General features: G+C 61.2%; 13 protein-coding genes and 1 pseudogene. 6 read left to right on the top strand and 8 right to left on the bottom strand.

Annotation, left to right across the window (positions count from 1 at the left end; all coding sequences use genetic code 11):
• Positions 1-249 precede the first annotated feature (249 nt).
• Together argA and argE are read right to left on the bottom strand one after the other, a co-directional pair.
• Complete coding sequence (argA, locus tag PSH91_RS01620; RefSeq protein WP_047226067.1) at positions 250-1,548, bottom strand: amino-acid N-acetyltransferase; 1,299 nt, start codon at positions 1,546-1,548, stop codon at positions 250-252.
• A 133-nt stretch (positions 1,549-1,681) separates the two neighbouring features.
• Entirely contained in the window at positions 1,682-2,839 is a 1,158-nt protein-coding gene (argE, locus tag PSH91_RS01615; protein ID WP_305467101.1) for an acetylornithine deacetylase, read from the bottom strand.
• A gap of 205 nt (positions 2,840-3,044) precedes the next feature.
• Here argE and PSH91_RS01610 point away from each other — a divergent pair, with 205 nt between their 5' ends.
• Entirely contained in the window at positions 3,045-4,412 is a 1,368-nt protein-coding gene (locus PSH91_RS01610) for an inorganic triphosphatase (protein WP_047226069.1), read from the top strand.
• A gap of 113 nt (positions 4,413-4,525) precedes the next feature.
• Here the strand turns inward: PSH91_RS01610 and PSH91_RS01605 are convergent, their stop codons facing one another.
• Entirely contained in the window at positions 4,526-4,996 is a 471-nt protein-coding gene (locus PSH91_RS01605) for an Lrp/AsnC family transcriptional regulator (protein WP_047226070.1), read from the bottom strand.
• Positions 4,997-5,121: 125 nt separating this feature from the next.
• Between PSH91_RS01605 and PSH91_RS01600 the strand changes: the two genes are divergently transcribed.
• The 5 genes from PSH91_RS01600 to PSH91_RS01580 all read left to right on the top strand — a co-directional run bounded on the left by PSH91_RS01600 (position 5,122) and on the right by PSH91_RS01580 (position 9,323).
• The gene (locus PSH91_RS01600; protein WP_047226071.1) at positions 5,122-5,454 is read left to right on the top strand and encodes a hypothetical protein; all 333 of its coding nucleotides are present in this window, start codon (positions 5,122-5,124) and stop codon (positions 5,452-5,454) included.
• 144 nt (positions 5,455-5,598) lie between these two features.
• On the top strand, positions 5,599-7,383 hold the full coding sequence (locus PSH91_RS01595) for a GspE/PulE family protein (protein WP_274091170.1): 1,785 nt from the start codon (positions 5,599-5,601) through the stop codon (positions 7,381-7,383).
• A 174-nt stretch (positions 7,384-7,557) separates the two neighbouring features.
• Positions 7,558-8,478 (top strand): SPFH domain-containing protein, encoded by a 921-nt coding sequence (locus tag PSH91_RS01590; protein WP_047226073.1) that lies wholly within the window; start codon positions 7,558-7,560, stop codon positions 8,476-8,478.
• A gap of 9 nt (positions 8,479-8,487) precedes the next feature.
• Positions 8,488-8,937, top strand: coding sequence for an NfeD family protein (locus PSH91_RS01585; protein ID WP_047226074.1), 450 nt, complete (start codon positions 8,488-8,490; stop codon positions 8,935-8,937).
• A 65-nt stretch (positions 8,938-9,002) separates the two neighbouring features.
• The gene (locus tag PSH91_RS01580; RefSeq protein ID WP_171061308.1) at positions 9,003-9,323 is read left to right on the top strand and encodes a DUF2388 domain-containing protein; all 321 of its coding nucleotides are present in this window, start codon (positions 9,003-9,005) and stop codon (positions 9,321-9,323) included.
• A 176-nt stretch (positions 9,324-9,499) separates the two neighbouring features.
• On the opposite strand, the gene gcvH is transcribed toward PSH91_RS01580, so the two are convergent.
• From gcvH to PSH91_RS01555, 5 genes and pseudogenes are all read right to left on the bottom strand, one after another.
• Positions 9,500-9,883 (bottom strand): glycine cleavage system protein GcvH, encoded by a 384-nt coding sequence (gene gcvH / locus PSH91_RS01575; RefSeq protein WP_047226076.1) that lies wholly within the window; start codon positions 9,881-9,883, stop codon positions 9,500-9,502.
• Between the two features lie 51 nt (positions 9,884-9,934).
• On the bottom strand, positions 9,935-11,017 hold the full coding sequence (gene gcvT, locus PSH91_RS01570; protein WP_047226077.1) for a glycine cleavage system aminomethyltransferase GcvT: 1,083 nt from the start codon (positions 11,015-11,017) through the stop codon (positions 9,935-9,937).
• A gap of 150 nt (positions 11,018-11,167) precedes the next feature.
• Positions 11,168-12,786, bottom strand: a pseudogene (locus PSH91_RS01565) (ABC transporter permease).
• A 129-nt stretch (positions 12,787-12,915) separates the two neighbouring features.
• Entirely contained in the window at positions 12,916-13,920 is a 1,005-nt protein-coding gene (locus tag PSH91_RS01560) for an extracellular solute-binding protein (protein WP_047226079.1), read from the bottom strand.
• Between the two features lie 242 nt (positions 13,921-14,162).
• Positions 14,163-15,380, bottom strand: a complete 1,218-nt coding sequence (locus PSH91_RS01555; protein WP_305468485.1) for a 2-octaprenyl-3-methyl-6-methoxy-1,4-benzoquinol hydroxylase — start codon at positions 15,378-15,380, stop codon at positions 14,163-14,165.
• Positions 15,381-15,388 lie beyond the last annotated feature (8 nt).

Genomic DNA, 15,388 nt, shown 5'->3' with positions numbered 1-15,388 from the left:
TCATCCAACCGTGACATGGCATATCGGCCAGTCTGTGAATTACTGAATGTTTTTATTGATAGCGGTCCTGCACTGTGGCGATCCTGGAAACGCGGCGGGGCTCCCAAGCACTCCAAATGCAGCACTCATGGACAAAACAGCGTAGCTGCGATCTTGATGGATTCCAGCCGGACGGATCATTGTCTGGAATCAAGAAGGTCGCAGCTACGCGGTTCACTCCGATGTGCGGCTCACCCCCTGGCAGGACGCCTAGAGGGCTTTTTCGAAGATTTTCGAGTTGCGCTGATAGTTGTACAGCGATGCCCGCGCCGCTGGCAGGCGCTCGACACTGCTGGGCTCAAAGCCCCGCTCGCGGAACCAATGGGCCGTACGGGTGGTGAGTACGAAGAGCGTCTTGAGCCCTTTGGCCCGAGCCCGGGTTTCGATCCGCTCCAGCAGCTCATCGCCACGACCGCCGTGGCGGTATTCCGGATTCACCGCCAGGCACGCCAGCTCCCCGGCATCCGAATCGGCGATCTGATAAAGCGCCGCGCAGGCGATGATCATGCCTTCGCGTTCGACCACGCTGAACTGCTCAATCTCACGCTCCAGCACTTCGCGGGAACGACGCACCAGAATCCCCTGTTCTTCCAGCGGGCTGATCAGGTCCAGCAAACCGCCGACATCCTCGATGGCCGCTTCGCGCACCACCTCGAATTGTTCCTGGGCCACCAGCGTACCGCTGCCATCGCGGGTAAACAGTTCGGCCAGCAACGCACCGTCTTCGACGTAGCTGACGATATGACTGCGCGCCACACCGCCGCGACAGGCCTGGGCCGCCGCATCCAGCAGCTCGGCCTGATAGTCGCTGCCCAGCCGTTGCATGTGGGCCGGGACCTGTTGCGGGCGCAACTCGCGCACTAAACGACCGTCTTCGCCGATCAGCCCCTGCTCGGCACCGAACAGCAGCAGTTTGTCGGCTGCCAGGTCGATGGCCGCCCGGGTCGCCACGTCTTCGCAGGCGAGGTTGAAAATCTCCCCGGTCGGCGAATAGCCCAATGGTGACAGCAGGACGATGGAGCGTTCGTCCAGCAGGCGATTGATGCCCTTGCGATCGACCCGACGGACTTCGCCGGTGTGGTGATAATCCACGCCTTCCAGTACGCCGATGGGCCGTGCCGTCACCAGGTTGCCGCTGGCGACCCGCAGGCGCGAACCCTGCATCGGCGAGGACGCCATGTCCATCGACAGGCGCGCTTCAATGGCGATGCGCAGCTGGCCGACAGCGTCGATCACGCATTCCAGAGTTGCAGCGTCGGTGATGCGCATACCGTGGTGGTAATGGGGCGTCAGGCCCCGCGCGGCGAGGCGGGTTTCGATCTGTGGACGCGAACCATGAACCAGCACCAGGCGCACGCCAAGGCTGTGCAGCAGCACCAGGTCGTGGACGATGTTGCCGAAGTTCGGATGCTCCACACCATCGCCGGGCAGCATGACGATGAAGGTGCAATCGCGGTGGGCGTTGATGTAGGGCGAAGCGTGACGAAGCCAATTGACGTATTCGGGCATGAACCTGGGCCTGTAAATAAATAGCAGCCGAAAAAAGACGAAACGGAACGCACAGCGGGCTGATGGTTATCGTCGGAACAGGCTTGGCGACACGCGCGCTCTCCTCATGAATACGGGCCCGGATGTGGGCAATTTAGCCGGCCATGGCCGGTGTCAGGCAGTAATGTTCGATCAGTTGCCGCAATAGCTGCACGGTAGGTTGCAAACGTGACATTTCAAGGTACTCGCCCGGTTGGTGGGCACAGGCGATATCGCCGGGGCCAAGTACCAGGGTTTCGCAGCCAAGACGCTGAAGATAAGGCGCTTCGGTGCCAAACGCCACTGCTTCGGCACGATGGCCGGTGAGTCGCTCGGCCACTCGCACCAGTTCGCAGTCTTCGGCCTGCTCGAAGGGGGGCACTTCGGGGAACAGCGGTGCGTAGTCGATCTTGACTTTATGGCGCTCGGCGATGGGATTGAGCTTCTGCTGGATCGCCGCCCGCAAGACATTCGGGTCCATGCCGGGCAATGGCCGCAGATCGAACTCCATGGAGCACTGGCCGCAAATCCGGTTGGGGTTGTCGCCGCCGTGGATGCAGCCGAAATTCAGGGTTGGCTGTGGCACGGTGAATTGCGGGTTACGAAATTCGCGCTGCCATTGCAGGCGCAGGCCACGCAACTCGCCCATAGCGTCGTGCATCGCTTCAAGGGCGCTGTGACCCAGGCTCGGGTCGGAGGAATGACCACTGCGCCCGAGAATGTCGATGCGCTCCATCATGATGCCTTTGTGCATCCGAATCGGCTTGAGGCCGGTCGGCTCGCCGATCACCGCCGCACGCCCCAACGGCCTTCCGGCATCGGCCAGGGCACGGGCGCCGGCCATGGAGCTTTCTTCGTCGCAAGTGGCCAGGATCAGCAAGGGCTGCTTGAACGGTTGCTCCAGCAAGGGCTTGACCGCTTCGATGGCGAGGGCGAAAAAACCCTTCATGTCGCAACTGCCCAGGCCAACCCAACGGCCATCGACCTCGGTGAGCTTCAGCGGATCGGTCTGCCACAACTGGCCGTCGAACGGCACCGTGTCGCTGTGCCCGGCCAGTACCAGGCCTCCGGGACCGCTGCCGAAACTGGCCAGCAAATTGAACTTGCCGGGGCTGACCTGCTGGATATCGCAGGAGAACCCCAGATCGGCGAGCCAACCCGCCAGCAGCTCGATCACGGCACTGTTGGACTGGTCCAGCCCAGGTTGGGTACAACTGACCGAAGGCGCGGCGATCAGGGCAGCGAACTGATCTTTCAGGGTGGGCAAAGGCATCGCTGGCTCCGGACTTACAAATTGATGTCCATCATAGAACCATCTTGCGCGAGTGTCCTGTCTCACCAAAAAGGAACAGTATTGGTGAGACAGGACACTCCCATAAACCGCCGCGGCGCGTAGAACGGATGAGTCCTGTACACTGCACGGCCTTGGCAGCCACACCTTCCCCCGGCTGCGCACCCGATCCCTGGATTTTCCGGCCATGCAGAAAGAAACCGAAATCAAACTCCGCGTCAGCCGCGAGACCCTGGCAGCCTTGCGCGAGCACCCATTGCTCAAGAAACGCAACAAAAGCGGCTGGGAACGCCACGAACTGATGAACCAGTATTTCGACACGCCAGAGCGTGACCTGGCTGGGGCCAAGGTCGCCCTGCGCCTGCGTCGCGACGGCGAAGAGGTGATCCAGACCCTCAAGACTCGCGGCCAGAGCATCGCCGGCCTGTCCGAGCGCAACGAGTACGACTGGCACCTGCCCAAAGCCAAGCTCGACCTGAAGAAACTCGATGGCGAATGCTGGCCAGAGGCGTTGGCCGAACTGGACAAGAAAACCCTCAAGGCCATCTTCACCACCGATTTCGTGCGTGAACGCGCGGAAATCGCCTGGGGCCGCGGCAAAAGCAAAGTGGTCATCGAGGCCGCGCTGGACCTGGGCCACGTCGTGGTCGGCAAGCAGAAGGAAGAAATCTGCGAGCTGGAGCTGGAATTGCGCGAAGGTGAACCCGCTGCCCTGCTGGAACTGGCCGCCGAGCTGGCCGCGACCCTGCCCTTGATGCCGTGTGATATCAGCAAGGCCGAGCGTGGTTATCGCCTGCACGATGCGAACAGCTATGCCCTGAGTCTGCCGGCCCCGCAATTGACCGGCGAGATGCCACTCGATGATGCCTTTGCCGCGCTGAGCTGGCATTTGCTGGGCAGCAGCCAGCGTCTGGCCGAACAGTATCGTTTTAACGGCCACTGGCGCCTGCTGCAGGATTGGGTGGAAAACCTGGCCGAATTGCGCGCCCTGCTCAGCAGCCTCGGCCAGGCCGCACCACGCCAATCGACGCATGACTTGCGCGTCGCCCTGGACGCACTGCTGGAAGACTGGCGCCCGTTGGTCCAGGCCGGCCTGGATGACGAAGACGTGCGCAAGGCCGCGCCGGAACAGTTCCTTGAAGAGCTGCAAGACCCGCGCTGGGGCCAATTCTCCCTCAACACCTCACGCTGGCTGCTGGCCCGCAGCTGGGCTGCCGAGCGCAACACCCGCGGCAATCGCCAGGGTGCCGCCCAACTGGCTAGCTGGCTGCCGCGCCTGCTGGGCGAAGAGTCCTCGTCGCTGCAACTGCAACGCTATCAGCAACAGCCGGAAGACCTGGCCGAACAGCTGCCGCGCATTGAACGCATCCAGGCCTGGCTGCACCACGCTCGCCATGTGCTGGAAATCCCGGAGATGGACCGCCTCTACGGTGAGCTGAACAAACTGGCGCAACTGGCCAACGAACCGATTACCGAAGAAGCCCTGGAAGCGCGCAAGCAACAGGCGATCGCGGTTTATCAGAATCGGGCCTGGAAGACTTTGCTGCGCCTGTAACATCGCCATCGCGAGCAGGCTCGCTCCCACAATGGATCTTCGGCGAACAGAGATCCCATGTGGGAGCGAGCCTGCTCGCGATGGGGGCCAGCACAAACACCGCAAAAACAAGCTCAGCGCACCACCGGCAAACTCGTCGTCGATTTGATCTCCGACAGCGCCACAATCGAGTTCACTTCCTGGATCCCCGGCACCATCGACAGCTTTTCGAAGAAGAAGCGTTCATACGCCTCGATGTCCGCCGTGACGATGCGCAGCAGGAAATCCACCGACCCCATCAGCACGTAGCATTCCAGCACCTCGGGAAAGCCGCGAATGGCTTCGGTGAACTCGGTGAAGTTCGAACGTCCGTGCGCGTTGAGTTTGATTTCGGCGAATATCTGCGTGTTGAGGCCGATTTTCTTGCGATCGAGCAAGGTCACCTGACCGCGAATAATCCCCTCCTCCTTCATCCGTTGAATCCGCCGCCAGCAGGGTGATTGGGACAAGCCCACCTGTTCGGCGATCTGCGCGCTGGACAGCGAAGCATCCTCTTGGAGCAGCGCCAGGATCCTGCGGTCGTAGCCGTCCAACTCTCCGTGCATAAATAAACCTCTTCTAGGCTTAATCCAGAATCATACGATTCACCGGATCTGAATAATCATTCATATTAGATAAGAAATACCCCGTCGCGCATGTAAACATTTCTCCACATCCCCGGAGACCGTCCATGCCCCCTCTCGAAGCCGTCACCTCCAACCGACCCGATGTCTGGCACGCCCAGAATCGCCATTGTCGCGCCCACTACCATCTGCGGGCCGAAGCCGAACCGGATCTGCTGTGCCGGGCGCTGAATCTGTTTGCCTTGCAAGGCCTGACACCCCGGCAGGTCCACGTCGAACGCGACGACGATCTGCTGTCGATGGAGATCCTCATGGACGGGTTGAGCTGGCACCGTGCCCAAGTGCTCGCTGAAAAATTACGTAACCTGATCAGCGTGTGCTCCGTGGACCTGCAAGACGCTGACAGTGCGCGCCTTGAGCCGGCCCAGGCGGCAGGCTGAACGGCTGCCGGCAAGAATTCGAAACGCATTGGTCGGGTAGTGGCCCAACGGTCCATAGTGTCGGGACTATTCTTTTGCAGACCGAGCGAGGACGCCGAAGCGTCTGTATCGCGGCTTTGCTGCAATTGTCCAATAGGAACCCGCATGTCCACCAAACACGCCACTCAGGACCGCTGGCTGGACCTCAATGATCTGCTGCGCCAATTGGTCGCCCAGGGCTTCATCAGCCAGGACTGCGCCGAAACCGCACTCAATGCGCGCCGGCGCCATAGCGTCAGCGCCCAGCTGCACCCACTGGAGTTCATCGCCAACCAGCATCTGGACGATCTCAGCCGCCCCGGCAAGCGCCTGGACCTGGAAAGCCTGACCCTCTGGCTGTCGCAGCAGGCCGGCCAGCCCTACCTGCGCATCGACCCGCTGAAAATCAACGTGGCGGCCGTCACGCCGCTGATGTCCTACGCCTTTGCCCAGCGCCACAAGATTCTCGCGGTGGCTGTAGACCGCGACGCAGTCACGGTGGCCAGCGCCCAGCCTTACGTCAGCAGTTGGGAAGCGGACCTGACCCATGTACTCAAGCTGCCAATTCAGAGGGTCGTTGCCAACCCGGTGGATATCCAGCGCCTGAGCGTGGAGTTCTATCGCCTGGCCAAATCGGTCAGCGGTGCCACTACGGTCGATCAACAACCGAGCAATCTGAGCAACTTCGAACAACTGCTCAACCTGGGCGCCAGCGATCAGGAGCCGGACGCCAACGACGCCCATATCGTCAACATTGTCGACTGGCTGTTCCAATACGCCTTCCAGCAACGTGCCAGCGATATCCACATCGAACCGCGTCGCGAGCAGGGCACGGTGCGCTTTCGCATCGATGGGGTGCTGCACACCGTCTATCAGTTCCCGCCGCAGGTGACGATGGCGATCATCAGTCGCCTCAAGAGCCTGGGGCGGATGAACGTCGCGGAAAAGCGCAAGCCCCAGGACGGTCGGGTCAAGACCAAGACTCCGGACGGTGGCGAAGTGGAATTACGCCTGTCGACGCTGCCCACGGCGTTTGGCGAAAAAATGGTCATGCGGATCTTCGATCCCGAAGTACTGCTCAAGGACTTCGACCAGCTCGGCTTCTCCGCCGATGACCTGCGCCGCTGGCAAGACATGACCCGTCAGCCCAACGGCATCATCCTGGTGACCGGCCCCACCGGTTCGGGCAAGACCACCACCCTCTACACCACCCTCAAGAAGCTGGCGACGCCAGAGGTAAACCTTTGCACCATCGAGGACCCGATTGAAATGGTCGAGGCGTCCTTCAACCAGATGCAGGTGCAGCACAACATCGACCTGACCTTCGCCGCCGGCGTGCGTGCGTTGATGCGGCAAGACCCGGACATCATCATGATCGGCGAGATCCGCGATCTGGAAACCGCTGAAATGGCGATCCAGGCGGCGCTCACCGGACACCTCGTCCTCTCGACCCTGCACACCAACGATGCACCGAGCGCCATCAGTCGCTTGCTGGAGCTAGGCGTGCCCCATTACCTGATCAAGGCCACGGTGCTCGGCGTCATGGCCCAGCGCCTGGTACGCACGCTGTGCCCGCACTGCAAGGCCCCTCTGACCCTGGATGAAGACGATTGGCAGACCCTGACACGCCCCTGGCAGGCCCCGTTGCCGGCCAATGCCCAACAGGCCGTCGGCTGCCTGGAATGCCGTGACACCGGCTATCGCGGCCGCGCCGGGGTTTACGAAATCATGCAACTGACCGACAGCGTCAAAGGCTTGATTCACCCCGACACCGACCTGCTGGCGGTGCGTCGCCAGGCATTCAAGGAAGGGATGCGCAGCTTGCGGTTATCGGGCGCACAAAAAGTCGCCGCAGGGCTGACGACCGTTGAGGAAGTCCTGCGCGTGACCCCGCAGAGCGAGCAGAAGTAGCTGTGGGGAGAGGCTGTGGGAGCAAGGCTTGCCCGCGATGAAAATGACGCGGTCTCCCAAGGAAGCATGGCGCCTGCATCGCGAGCAAGCTTTGCTCCCACTGAGTGATGACAATGGCCGTTTGCCCTACACTCAGGGCGCGCAAGTCATTTTCAATCAGAACAGGGAACAGTCATGCAGATCGGTAGCGTACTTTTACTTTTTATCGGCCTCGTGGTCGCCATCCTATTCATGGGCTTCAAGGTCGTGCCCCAGGGCTACCAATGGACTGTCGAGCGGTTCGGCCGCTACACCAACACCCTCAAGCCCGGCTTGAACATCATCATCCCAGTGATGGATCGCATCGGCCGCAAGATCAATGTCATGGAAAGCGTACTGGACATCCCACCTCAGGAAGTCATTACCGCCGACAACGCCACGGTACAGATCGACGCAGTGTGCTTCTTCCAAGTGGTCAATACCGCCCAGGCTGCGTACGAGGTCAACAACCTCGAGCACGCGATCCGCAATCTGCTGCAAACCAATATCCGCACCGTGTTGGGGTCCATGGAGCTGGACGCGATGCTGAGCCAGCGTGATGGCATCAATGAAAAACTGCTGCGCACTGTCGATGAAGCTACAGCACCGTGGGGCATCAAGATCACCCGGATCGAGATCAAGGACATCAGCCCACCGGCCGACCTGATGGCCGCCATGTCAGGGCAGATGAAAGCCGAACGCATCAAGCGTGCCCAAATCCTGGAAGCCGAGGGCTTGCGAGCGTCGGCGATTCTCACCGCAGAGGGCAAGAAGCAGGCGCAAATCCTCGAGGCAGAGGGCAGCCGCCAGGCCGCGTTCCTGGAATCCGAGGCCCGCGAGCGTCAAGCGCAAGCCGAAGCGCTGGCCACCCAGGTGGTATCCCAGGCAATCGCAGACGGCAACGTCCAGGCCGTGAACTACTTCGTCGCGCAAAAATACATTGATGCGCTGGGCCGCCTGGCGTCGGCCAACAACAGCAAAGTGATCCTGATGCCGCTGGAAGCCAGTCAGGTCATCGGAGCGGTTGGTGGCATCGGTGAGATCGTCAAGGCCACCTTCGACAGCAAGAAAGCCTGAGGCGCCAATATGTGGGTGTTCCTGCAACAACTATCGTACTGGGACTGGCTGGCGCTGGGCGTCATCCTGCTGATCCTCGAAGTGTTTGGCGCCGGCGGCTACCTACTGTGGATCGGCATAGCCGCCGCCGCGGTCGGCGTGCTCACGTTCATCCTGCCGCAGATGCCGTGGGAAATGCAGTTCCTGTTGTTCGGCCTTTTCGCCATCGCGACAGCACTGTACTGGTGGCGACGCCAGCGCAGCGCAGTACGCCAAAGCGATCAACCGCTCCTGAACCTGCGCGGGCAGGAACTGATCGGCAAGGTCTTTCAGATTCATGAAGCGATTATCGATGGACGCGGCAAGATCAAGGTGGCGGACAGTGTCTGGCTGGCCAAGGGGCCCGAGTCGCCCGTGGGCACGCGGGTCAGGGTGGTGGCACAGGAAGGCGCGGTGCTGCTGGTAGAACGGGCTGACTGAGACGTCATGGAACTCAATCGAGGAGTTGGTTATCCAAAGTCATAGTTAACCCAGTGGAGTCACCTATCATGCGTCTCAAACTTGCTGTCGCGACCTTGGCCTTGCTTGCTCTTCCTGTCGGCTCGGCAATGGCCGACACGTTTTGGCGTAACGTCATCTCGTCCGGTGCAACCACCGGTTCCACCTACCTGACTTTCAAGGATAACAAGCTGATCGTCGCCGCTCAGGACGACGCCGGCAGCTTCGTTGCCAGCGACGGCGGTATCCGTGGTCCATACCTGGAAGCTGCGATGCAGAAAGTCCGTGCCGACAACCCGGGCTTGCAGGCCACCGACATGGAGCTGGCCAACGCGATCCTGGCGAAAAACGCCGTCGCCCAGGACTGATTCCAGACCGATAAAAAATGCCGCTCGATTGAGCGGCATTTTTTTGCCTGGCAATTCTCTCCAAGGCACTTAAAACCTGTGGGAGCGAGCCTGCTCGCGATGGCGGTGGATCAGTGGCAACCATATTGACTGACCCACAGCCATCGCGAGCAGGCTCGCTCCCACAGGTTTGTTGCTTATTCGCCGATAGCGGCCTTGTAGCCTGCTGCATCAAGCAGCTTGTCCAGCTCGGCCTTGTCGCTTGGCTTGAGCTTGAAGATCCATGCACCGTAGGGATCGGAGTTCAGCAGTTCCGGTGAACCGCCCACGTCTTCGTTGATTGCGATCACTTCGCCACTGATCGGCGAGTAGATGTCGGAAGCGGCTTTTACCGACTCCACCACACCGGCCTGGTCACCCGCGGAATAAACCTTACCGACCTCGGTCAGTTCGACAAACACCACATCACCCAGAGCTTCCTGCGCATGATCGCTGATGCCCACGGTGACGGTACCGTCAGCTTCCAGGCGCGCCCACTCGTGGCTTTCGGCAAAATGCAAATCGGTAGGGATAAAACTCATACTCTGTGTCCTCAAGAGAAGTGTCAGCGGCCAGCGGCCCGCCGCAAAAGGTTAGATCAGGGTTTTGCCATGGCGGACGAAGGTCGGCTTGACCACTCGTACCGGGTACCACTTACCACGAATTTCTACCTCGGCACGATCGGCGGTGGCCATCGGAACGCGTGCCAAGGCAATTGACTTGCTAAGCGTAGGAGAAAAACTACCACTGGTGATCTCCCCTTCGCCAACATCGGCGATGCGGACCACCTGATGAGCGCGCAGAACGCCGCGTTCTTCCAGCACCAGGCCCACCAGTTTTTGCTGTACACCGCCGGCCAGCTCGGCTTCCAGAGCACTGCGCCCGATGAACTGACGGCTCGCCGGTTCCCAGGCGATGCTCCAGGCCATGTTCGAGGCCAGCGGAGAAACGTCCTGGTGGATGTCCTGGCCATACAGGTTCATGCCAGCTTCCAGGCGCAAGGTATCGCGAGCGCCAAGGCCGATGGGAGAAATGCCGGCGCCCACCAGATCATTGAAAAAACTCGGGGCTTCGTGGGCAGGCAGGACGATTTCCAGGCCATCTTCGCCAGTGTAGCCGGTACGGGCGATGAACCAGTCACCGTCGGCACGGCCTTCGAAAGGCTTGAGTTGCTGGATCAGTTGGCCGCGCGATTGCGAAACCAGTTCGGCAATCTTGTGCCGGGCCTGGGGGCCCTGGATCGCCAGCATTGCCAGTTCGGGGCGTTCAAGCAGGTGCACATCGTATTCACCAAGCTGTGCCTGCATCCAGGCCAGGTCCTGATCGCGGGTCGAGGCGTTGAAGACCAGCCGATAGCCGTGCTCGACCCGATAAATGATCATGTCGTCGACTATGCCGCCGCGCTCGTTAAGCATGGTGCTGTACAAGGCACGTCCCGTGTCCTGCAAGCGATCGACATCGTTGGCCAGCAAGCGCTGCAACCAGACCTTGGCCTGGGGACCGGCGACATCGATAACGGTCATGTGGGATACATCGAACACACCGCAGTCGCGACGCACCTGATGGTGCTCCTCAACCTGCGAGCCGTAATGCAAAGGCATATCCCAACCGCCAAAATCGACCATCTTCGCGCCGAGGGCGAGATGAAGGTCATACAGAGGCGTACGCTGTCCCATGGGTGTCTCCTTCCGGGATTGGCGAAGGTGCGGACGAGCACTGCACAGCGTGAACGCCAAAAACGTTTTCAGACGCTATCAGTTGCCCGGTCCGACAGACGGACCGCACCGAATGCCGCGCATTGTAGCCGCATGATGTAGGACTGACACCTAGCTGTTTCGATGGGCCGAGCGTCGTATCAATCCGATGACCGGCAACAACCCCACCAGCACCAGGGTCAGCGCCGGTAACGCGGCCCGGGCCCACTCCCCTTCACTGGTCATTTCAAAGATCCGCACCGCCAGCGTGTCCCAGCCAAACGGGCGCATCAGCAGGGTCGCGGGCATTTCCTTGAGCACATCGACGAACACCAGCAACGCCGCACTCAAGGTGCCCGGCAACAGCAACGGCAGATACACTTTGAAAAACAGTCGCGGCCCACTGACCCCAAGGCTGCGTGCTGCCTCAGGCAAAGAAGGACGGATTCGCGCGAGGCTGCTTTCCAGTGGACCGTAGGCCACGGCCAAAAAGCGCACCAGATAGGCCAGCAGCAGGGCCGACAGGCTGCCCAACAGCAACGGTTTGCCGGCACCGCCAAGTAGCGTTGACAGGGGGATGACCAGTTCGCGGTCCAGATAGCTGAAGGCAAGCATGATCGATACCGCCAGCACCGAACCGGGCAAGGCGTAGCCCAGGTTCGCCAGGCCAACACCGGCGCGAATGGGACGGGTCGGCGCCAGACGCCGAGCGAAGGCCAACAGCAAGGCGACGCAAACGGTGACCAGTGCCGCCAGCCCACCCAGATAGAGGGTATGGACGATCAGCCCGGCATAACGCTCATCCAGATCGAACCGGCCACGCTGCCAGAACCACACCAGCAGTTGCAGCATCGGAATAACAAATGCGCAGGCAAACACCAGGGCGCACCAGCCGCTGGCCGCCACCGCCTTGAGACCGCGCAAGTGATAAAGCGCCTTGACCCGGGGTCGCTCGTTGCTCGCCCGCTGGGCGCCTCGGGCGCGGCGTTCGCCGTAAAGCACCAGCATCACCGCCAGCAGCAACAGGCTGGCCAGTTGCGCGGCGCTGGAGAGGCTGAAGAAGCCGTACCAGGTTTTGTAGATGGCCGTGGTGAAGGTGTCGAAGTTGAACACCGACACCGCGCCGAAATCCGCCAGGGTTTCCATCAACGCCAGCGCCACGCCGGCACCAATGGCCGGTCGGGCCACCGGCAACGCCACTCGCCAGAACGCCTGCCACGGCGACTGCCCGAGCACCCGGGCCGCTTCCATCAATCCCTTGCCTTGGGCCAGGAACGCACTTCGCGCCAGCAAATAAACGTAAGGGTAAAAGACCAGGACCAGCACCAGGATCACTCCCGCCGGTGGAGCGTACCCGGGGCAGGCGCAGGTTGCTGCCGAACCATTCGCGCATCAATGTCTGCACTGGACCGGCAAAGTCCAGCAGGCCCACGAAGACAAACGCCAGCACGTAGGCCGGAATCGCAAACGGCAACATTAACGCCCAGTCGAGCCAGCGTCGCCCGGGGAACTCACACAGGCTGGTGAGCCAGGCAAGGCTGACGCCCAGCAACGTTACACCGACAACCCACACCGACAATCAGCGTCAGGGTGTTGCCCAACAAGCGTGGCATCTGGGTATCCCACAGGTGGGACCAGATTTGCTGATCGATGTTTTGCCAGGACAGCAGCAGGACGCTCAAGGGCAACAGCACCAGCGCGGCGATAGCAAAAACCAGAGGGTACCAGCGGCGTTGGACGGGGTGGGTCAAGGGGGAATCTCGGGGCAGTCAGCAAACGCCTATTAAACCGCAAAAAAAAGATCGCAGCCTGCGCCACCTTCTACATTGGAACGCGATCCCCTGTAGAAGCTGTCGCAGGCTGCGATCTTGAGTGCTTTTTTAGTTCCAGCCAGCGCGATCCATCAAGCGGATAGCTTCGGCCTGGCGTTTACCCGCCACTTCAACCGGCAGGGTGTCAGCCTTGAACTTGCCCCAGGCGGCGACTTCCTTGGAAGGCTCCACGTTCGGATTGGCCGGGAACTCCTGGTTCACGTCGGCAAAGATGTTCTGGGCTTCAGGCGTGGTCATCCACTCCACCAGTTTCTTCGCGGCTTCCGGGTGCGGTGCGTACTTGGTCAGGCCGATGCCCGAGAGATTGATGTGCACGCCACGGTCGGCCTGGTTCGGCCAGAACAGCTTGACCTTCAGGTCCGGCTTCTGCTGGTGCAGGCGACCGAAGTAGTAAGTGTTGACGATACCGACGTCGCACTGCCCGGCATTGATGGCTTCAAGCAGTGCCGTGTCATCGGAGAACACATCGGTGGACAGGTTCTTGACCCAGCCCTTGATGATTTCTTCGGTTTTTTCCGCGCCGTGGGTTTCGATCAGGGTGGCGGTCAGGGACTGGTTGTAGACCTTCTTCGAAGTGCGCAGGCACAGGCGGCCTTCCCACTCTTTACCCGCCAGGGCTTCATAGGTGGTCAGTTCGCTCGGTTTGACCCGGTCGGTGGAGTAGACAATGGTCCGCGCCCGCAGGCTCAGGCCGGTCCAGGCGTGGGAAGACGCGCGGTATTGGGCCGGGATGTTGGCGTCGATCACCTTGGAAGTAAACGGTTGGAGAATCCCCATCTGCTCGGCCTGCCAGAGGTTGCCGGCATCGACGGTCAACAGCAGGTCGGCGGTGGCGTTTTCACCCTCGGCCTTGATCCGCTGCATCAATGGCGCTTCCTTGTCGGTGATGAACTTCACCGAGACGCCCGTCTTTTTGGTGTAGGCATCGAAAACCGGCTTGATCAGCTCATCGATACGCGAGGAGTAGACCACTACCTCATCGGCAGCCTGGGCGGCGGTAGCGCTGATCAGGGTCAAGGCGAGGACGGACAGCAGACGCTTGGGTGCCAACATGGGAGCGGTCTCTCGATTGTTATAAGTGCGCGAATGATAAAGACTCACATTTGCCTTCTCAATCGAACAGTGTCCAGACACGTTTCAAAATGTTGCGACTATGAGAGGTGCTGTGTTTTTGCGTCCGTTATCGCGGGCAAGCCGTGCTCCCACAACAGCTCGTCCCACATTGCCCCTGTGGAAGCAAGAGCTGGTGGGAGCAAGGCTTGCCCGCGATAGGGCCATAAGCCCCAACCCATCTCTCAGACCTTGGCCAAATCCGGCAAATCCCCGGTCAACCCCAACGCCTCACGTACGAACAACGCCTTGGCCTCGGGCAGACCGTCCACCAGTTTCAGCCCGGTATTACGCAGCCAACGCACCGGCAACGGATCGGCCTGGAACAGCCGCTCAAACCCTTCCATCGCGGCCATCAGCGCCAGGTTATGGGGCATGCGTCGGCGTTCGTAGCGGCTCAGTACCTTCACGTCCGCCAGCCGTTCACCGCGCCCGGCCGCCTGCAACAGCACTTCGGCCAGGACGGCGGCATCCAGGAAACCCAGGTTCACCCCCTGTCCGGCCAGCGGATGGATGGTGTGGGCCGCATCGCCGATCAGCGCCAGCCCTTCGGCCACGTAGCGCTTGGCATGGCGCTGGCGCAGCGGTACGCACAAGCGCGAATCGGCGCTCAGCACCTTCCCCAGTTGCCCCTCGAAGGCCCGCTCCAGCTCGTTGCAGAAATCCGCTTCCTCAAGCGCCATCAACCGCTGAGCCTCGCCAGGGGTGGTGGACCAGACGATCGAGCACCAGTCGTGCAGGCCGTCGCGCTCCAGTGGCAGGAATGCCAAGGGACCGTTATCGGTAAAGCGCTGCCATGCGGTCATCCGATGAGGCCGGGCGCTGCGCACACTGGTTACGATGGCGTGGTGCAGGTAATCCCATTCCCGGGTGGCAACCCCCGTCAAGCGACGCACGGCGGAGTTCGCACCGTCGGCGGCGATCACCAGCGGTGCCCGCAGGGTGCGGCCATCGGCCAGGGTCAGCAACCAGTCATCGCCGGAGCGGCGCATCTGCTCAAGCCGCGCGTTGGCCAGCAGGCCCAGATCACAGTCATGCAGGCGGTCCAGCAGGGCATCCTGCACGACGCGGTTTTCGACGATGTGCCCCAGGACCTCGGCATGCAGGCTGGCCGCCGAGAAATGGATCTGCCCGGTGCCGCTGCCATCCCAGACGTGCATGTTGGTATAAGGACTGGCGCGCCGGGCGATAATGCCGTCCCAGACCCCAAGACGATCAAGGATCCGCTGGCTCGCCGCCGACAATGCACTGACCCGGGGTTCGAAGGCAGCCTGGGGATCGAAGGGTTTGACGCTCATCGGGCTGCCGTCGAGCAACAGCACTTGCAGGCCACTACCCTGCAACGCCAGCGCCAGGGCGCTGCCGACCATTCCGGCGCCGACAATCAGCAGATCTGCACGCAATTCCATGC

The sequence above is a fragment of the Pseudomonas sp. FP1154 genome, from assembly GCF_030687245.1.
Taxonomy (GTDB): Bacteria; Pseudomonadota; Gammaproteobacteria; order Pseudomonadales; family Pseudomonadaceae; genus Aquipseudomonas; species Aquipseudomonas rhizophila.
Note: the sequence above shows the minus strand (reverse complement) of the source record. Positions and strands in the feature narration are given on the sequence as shown.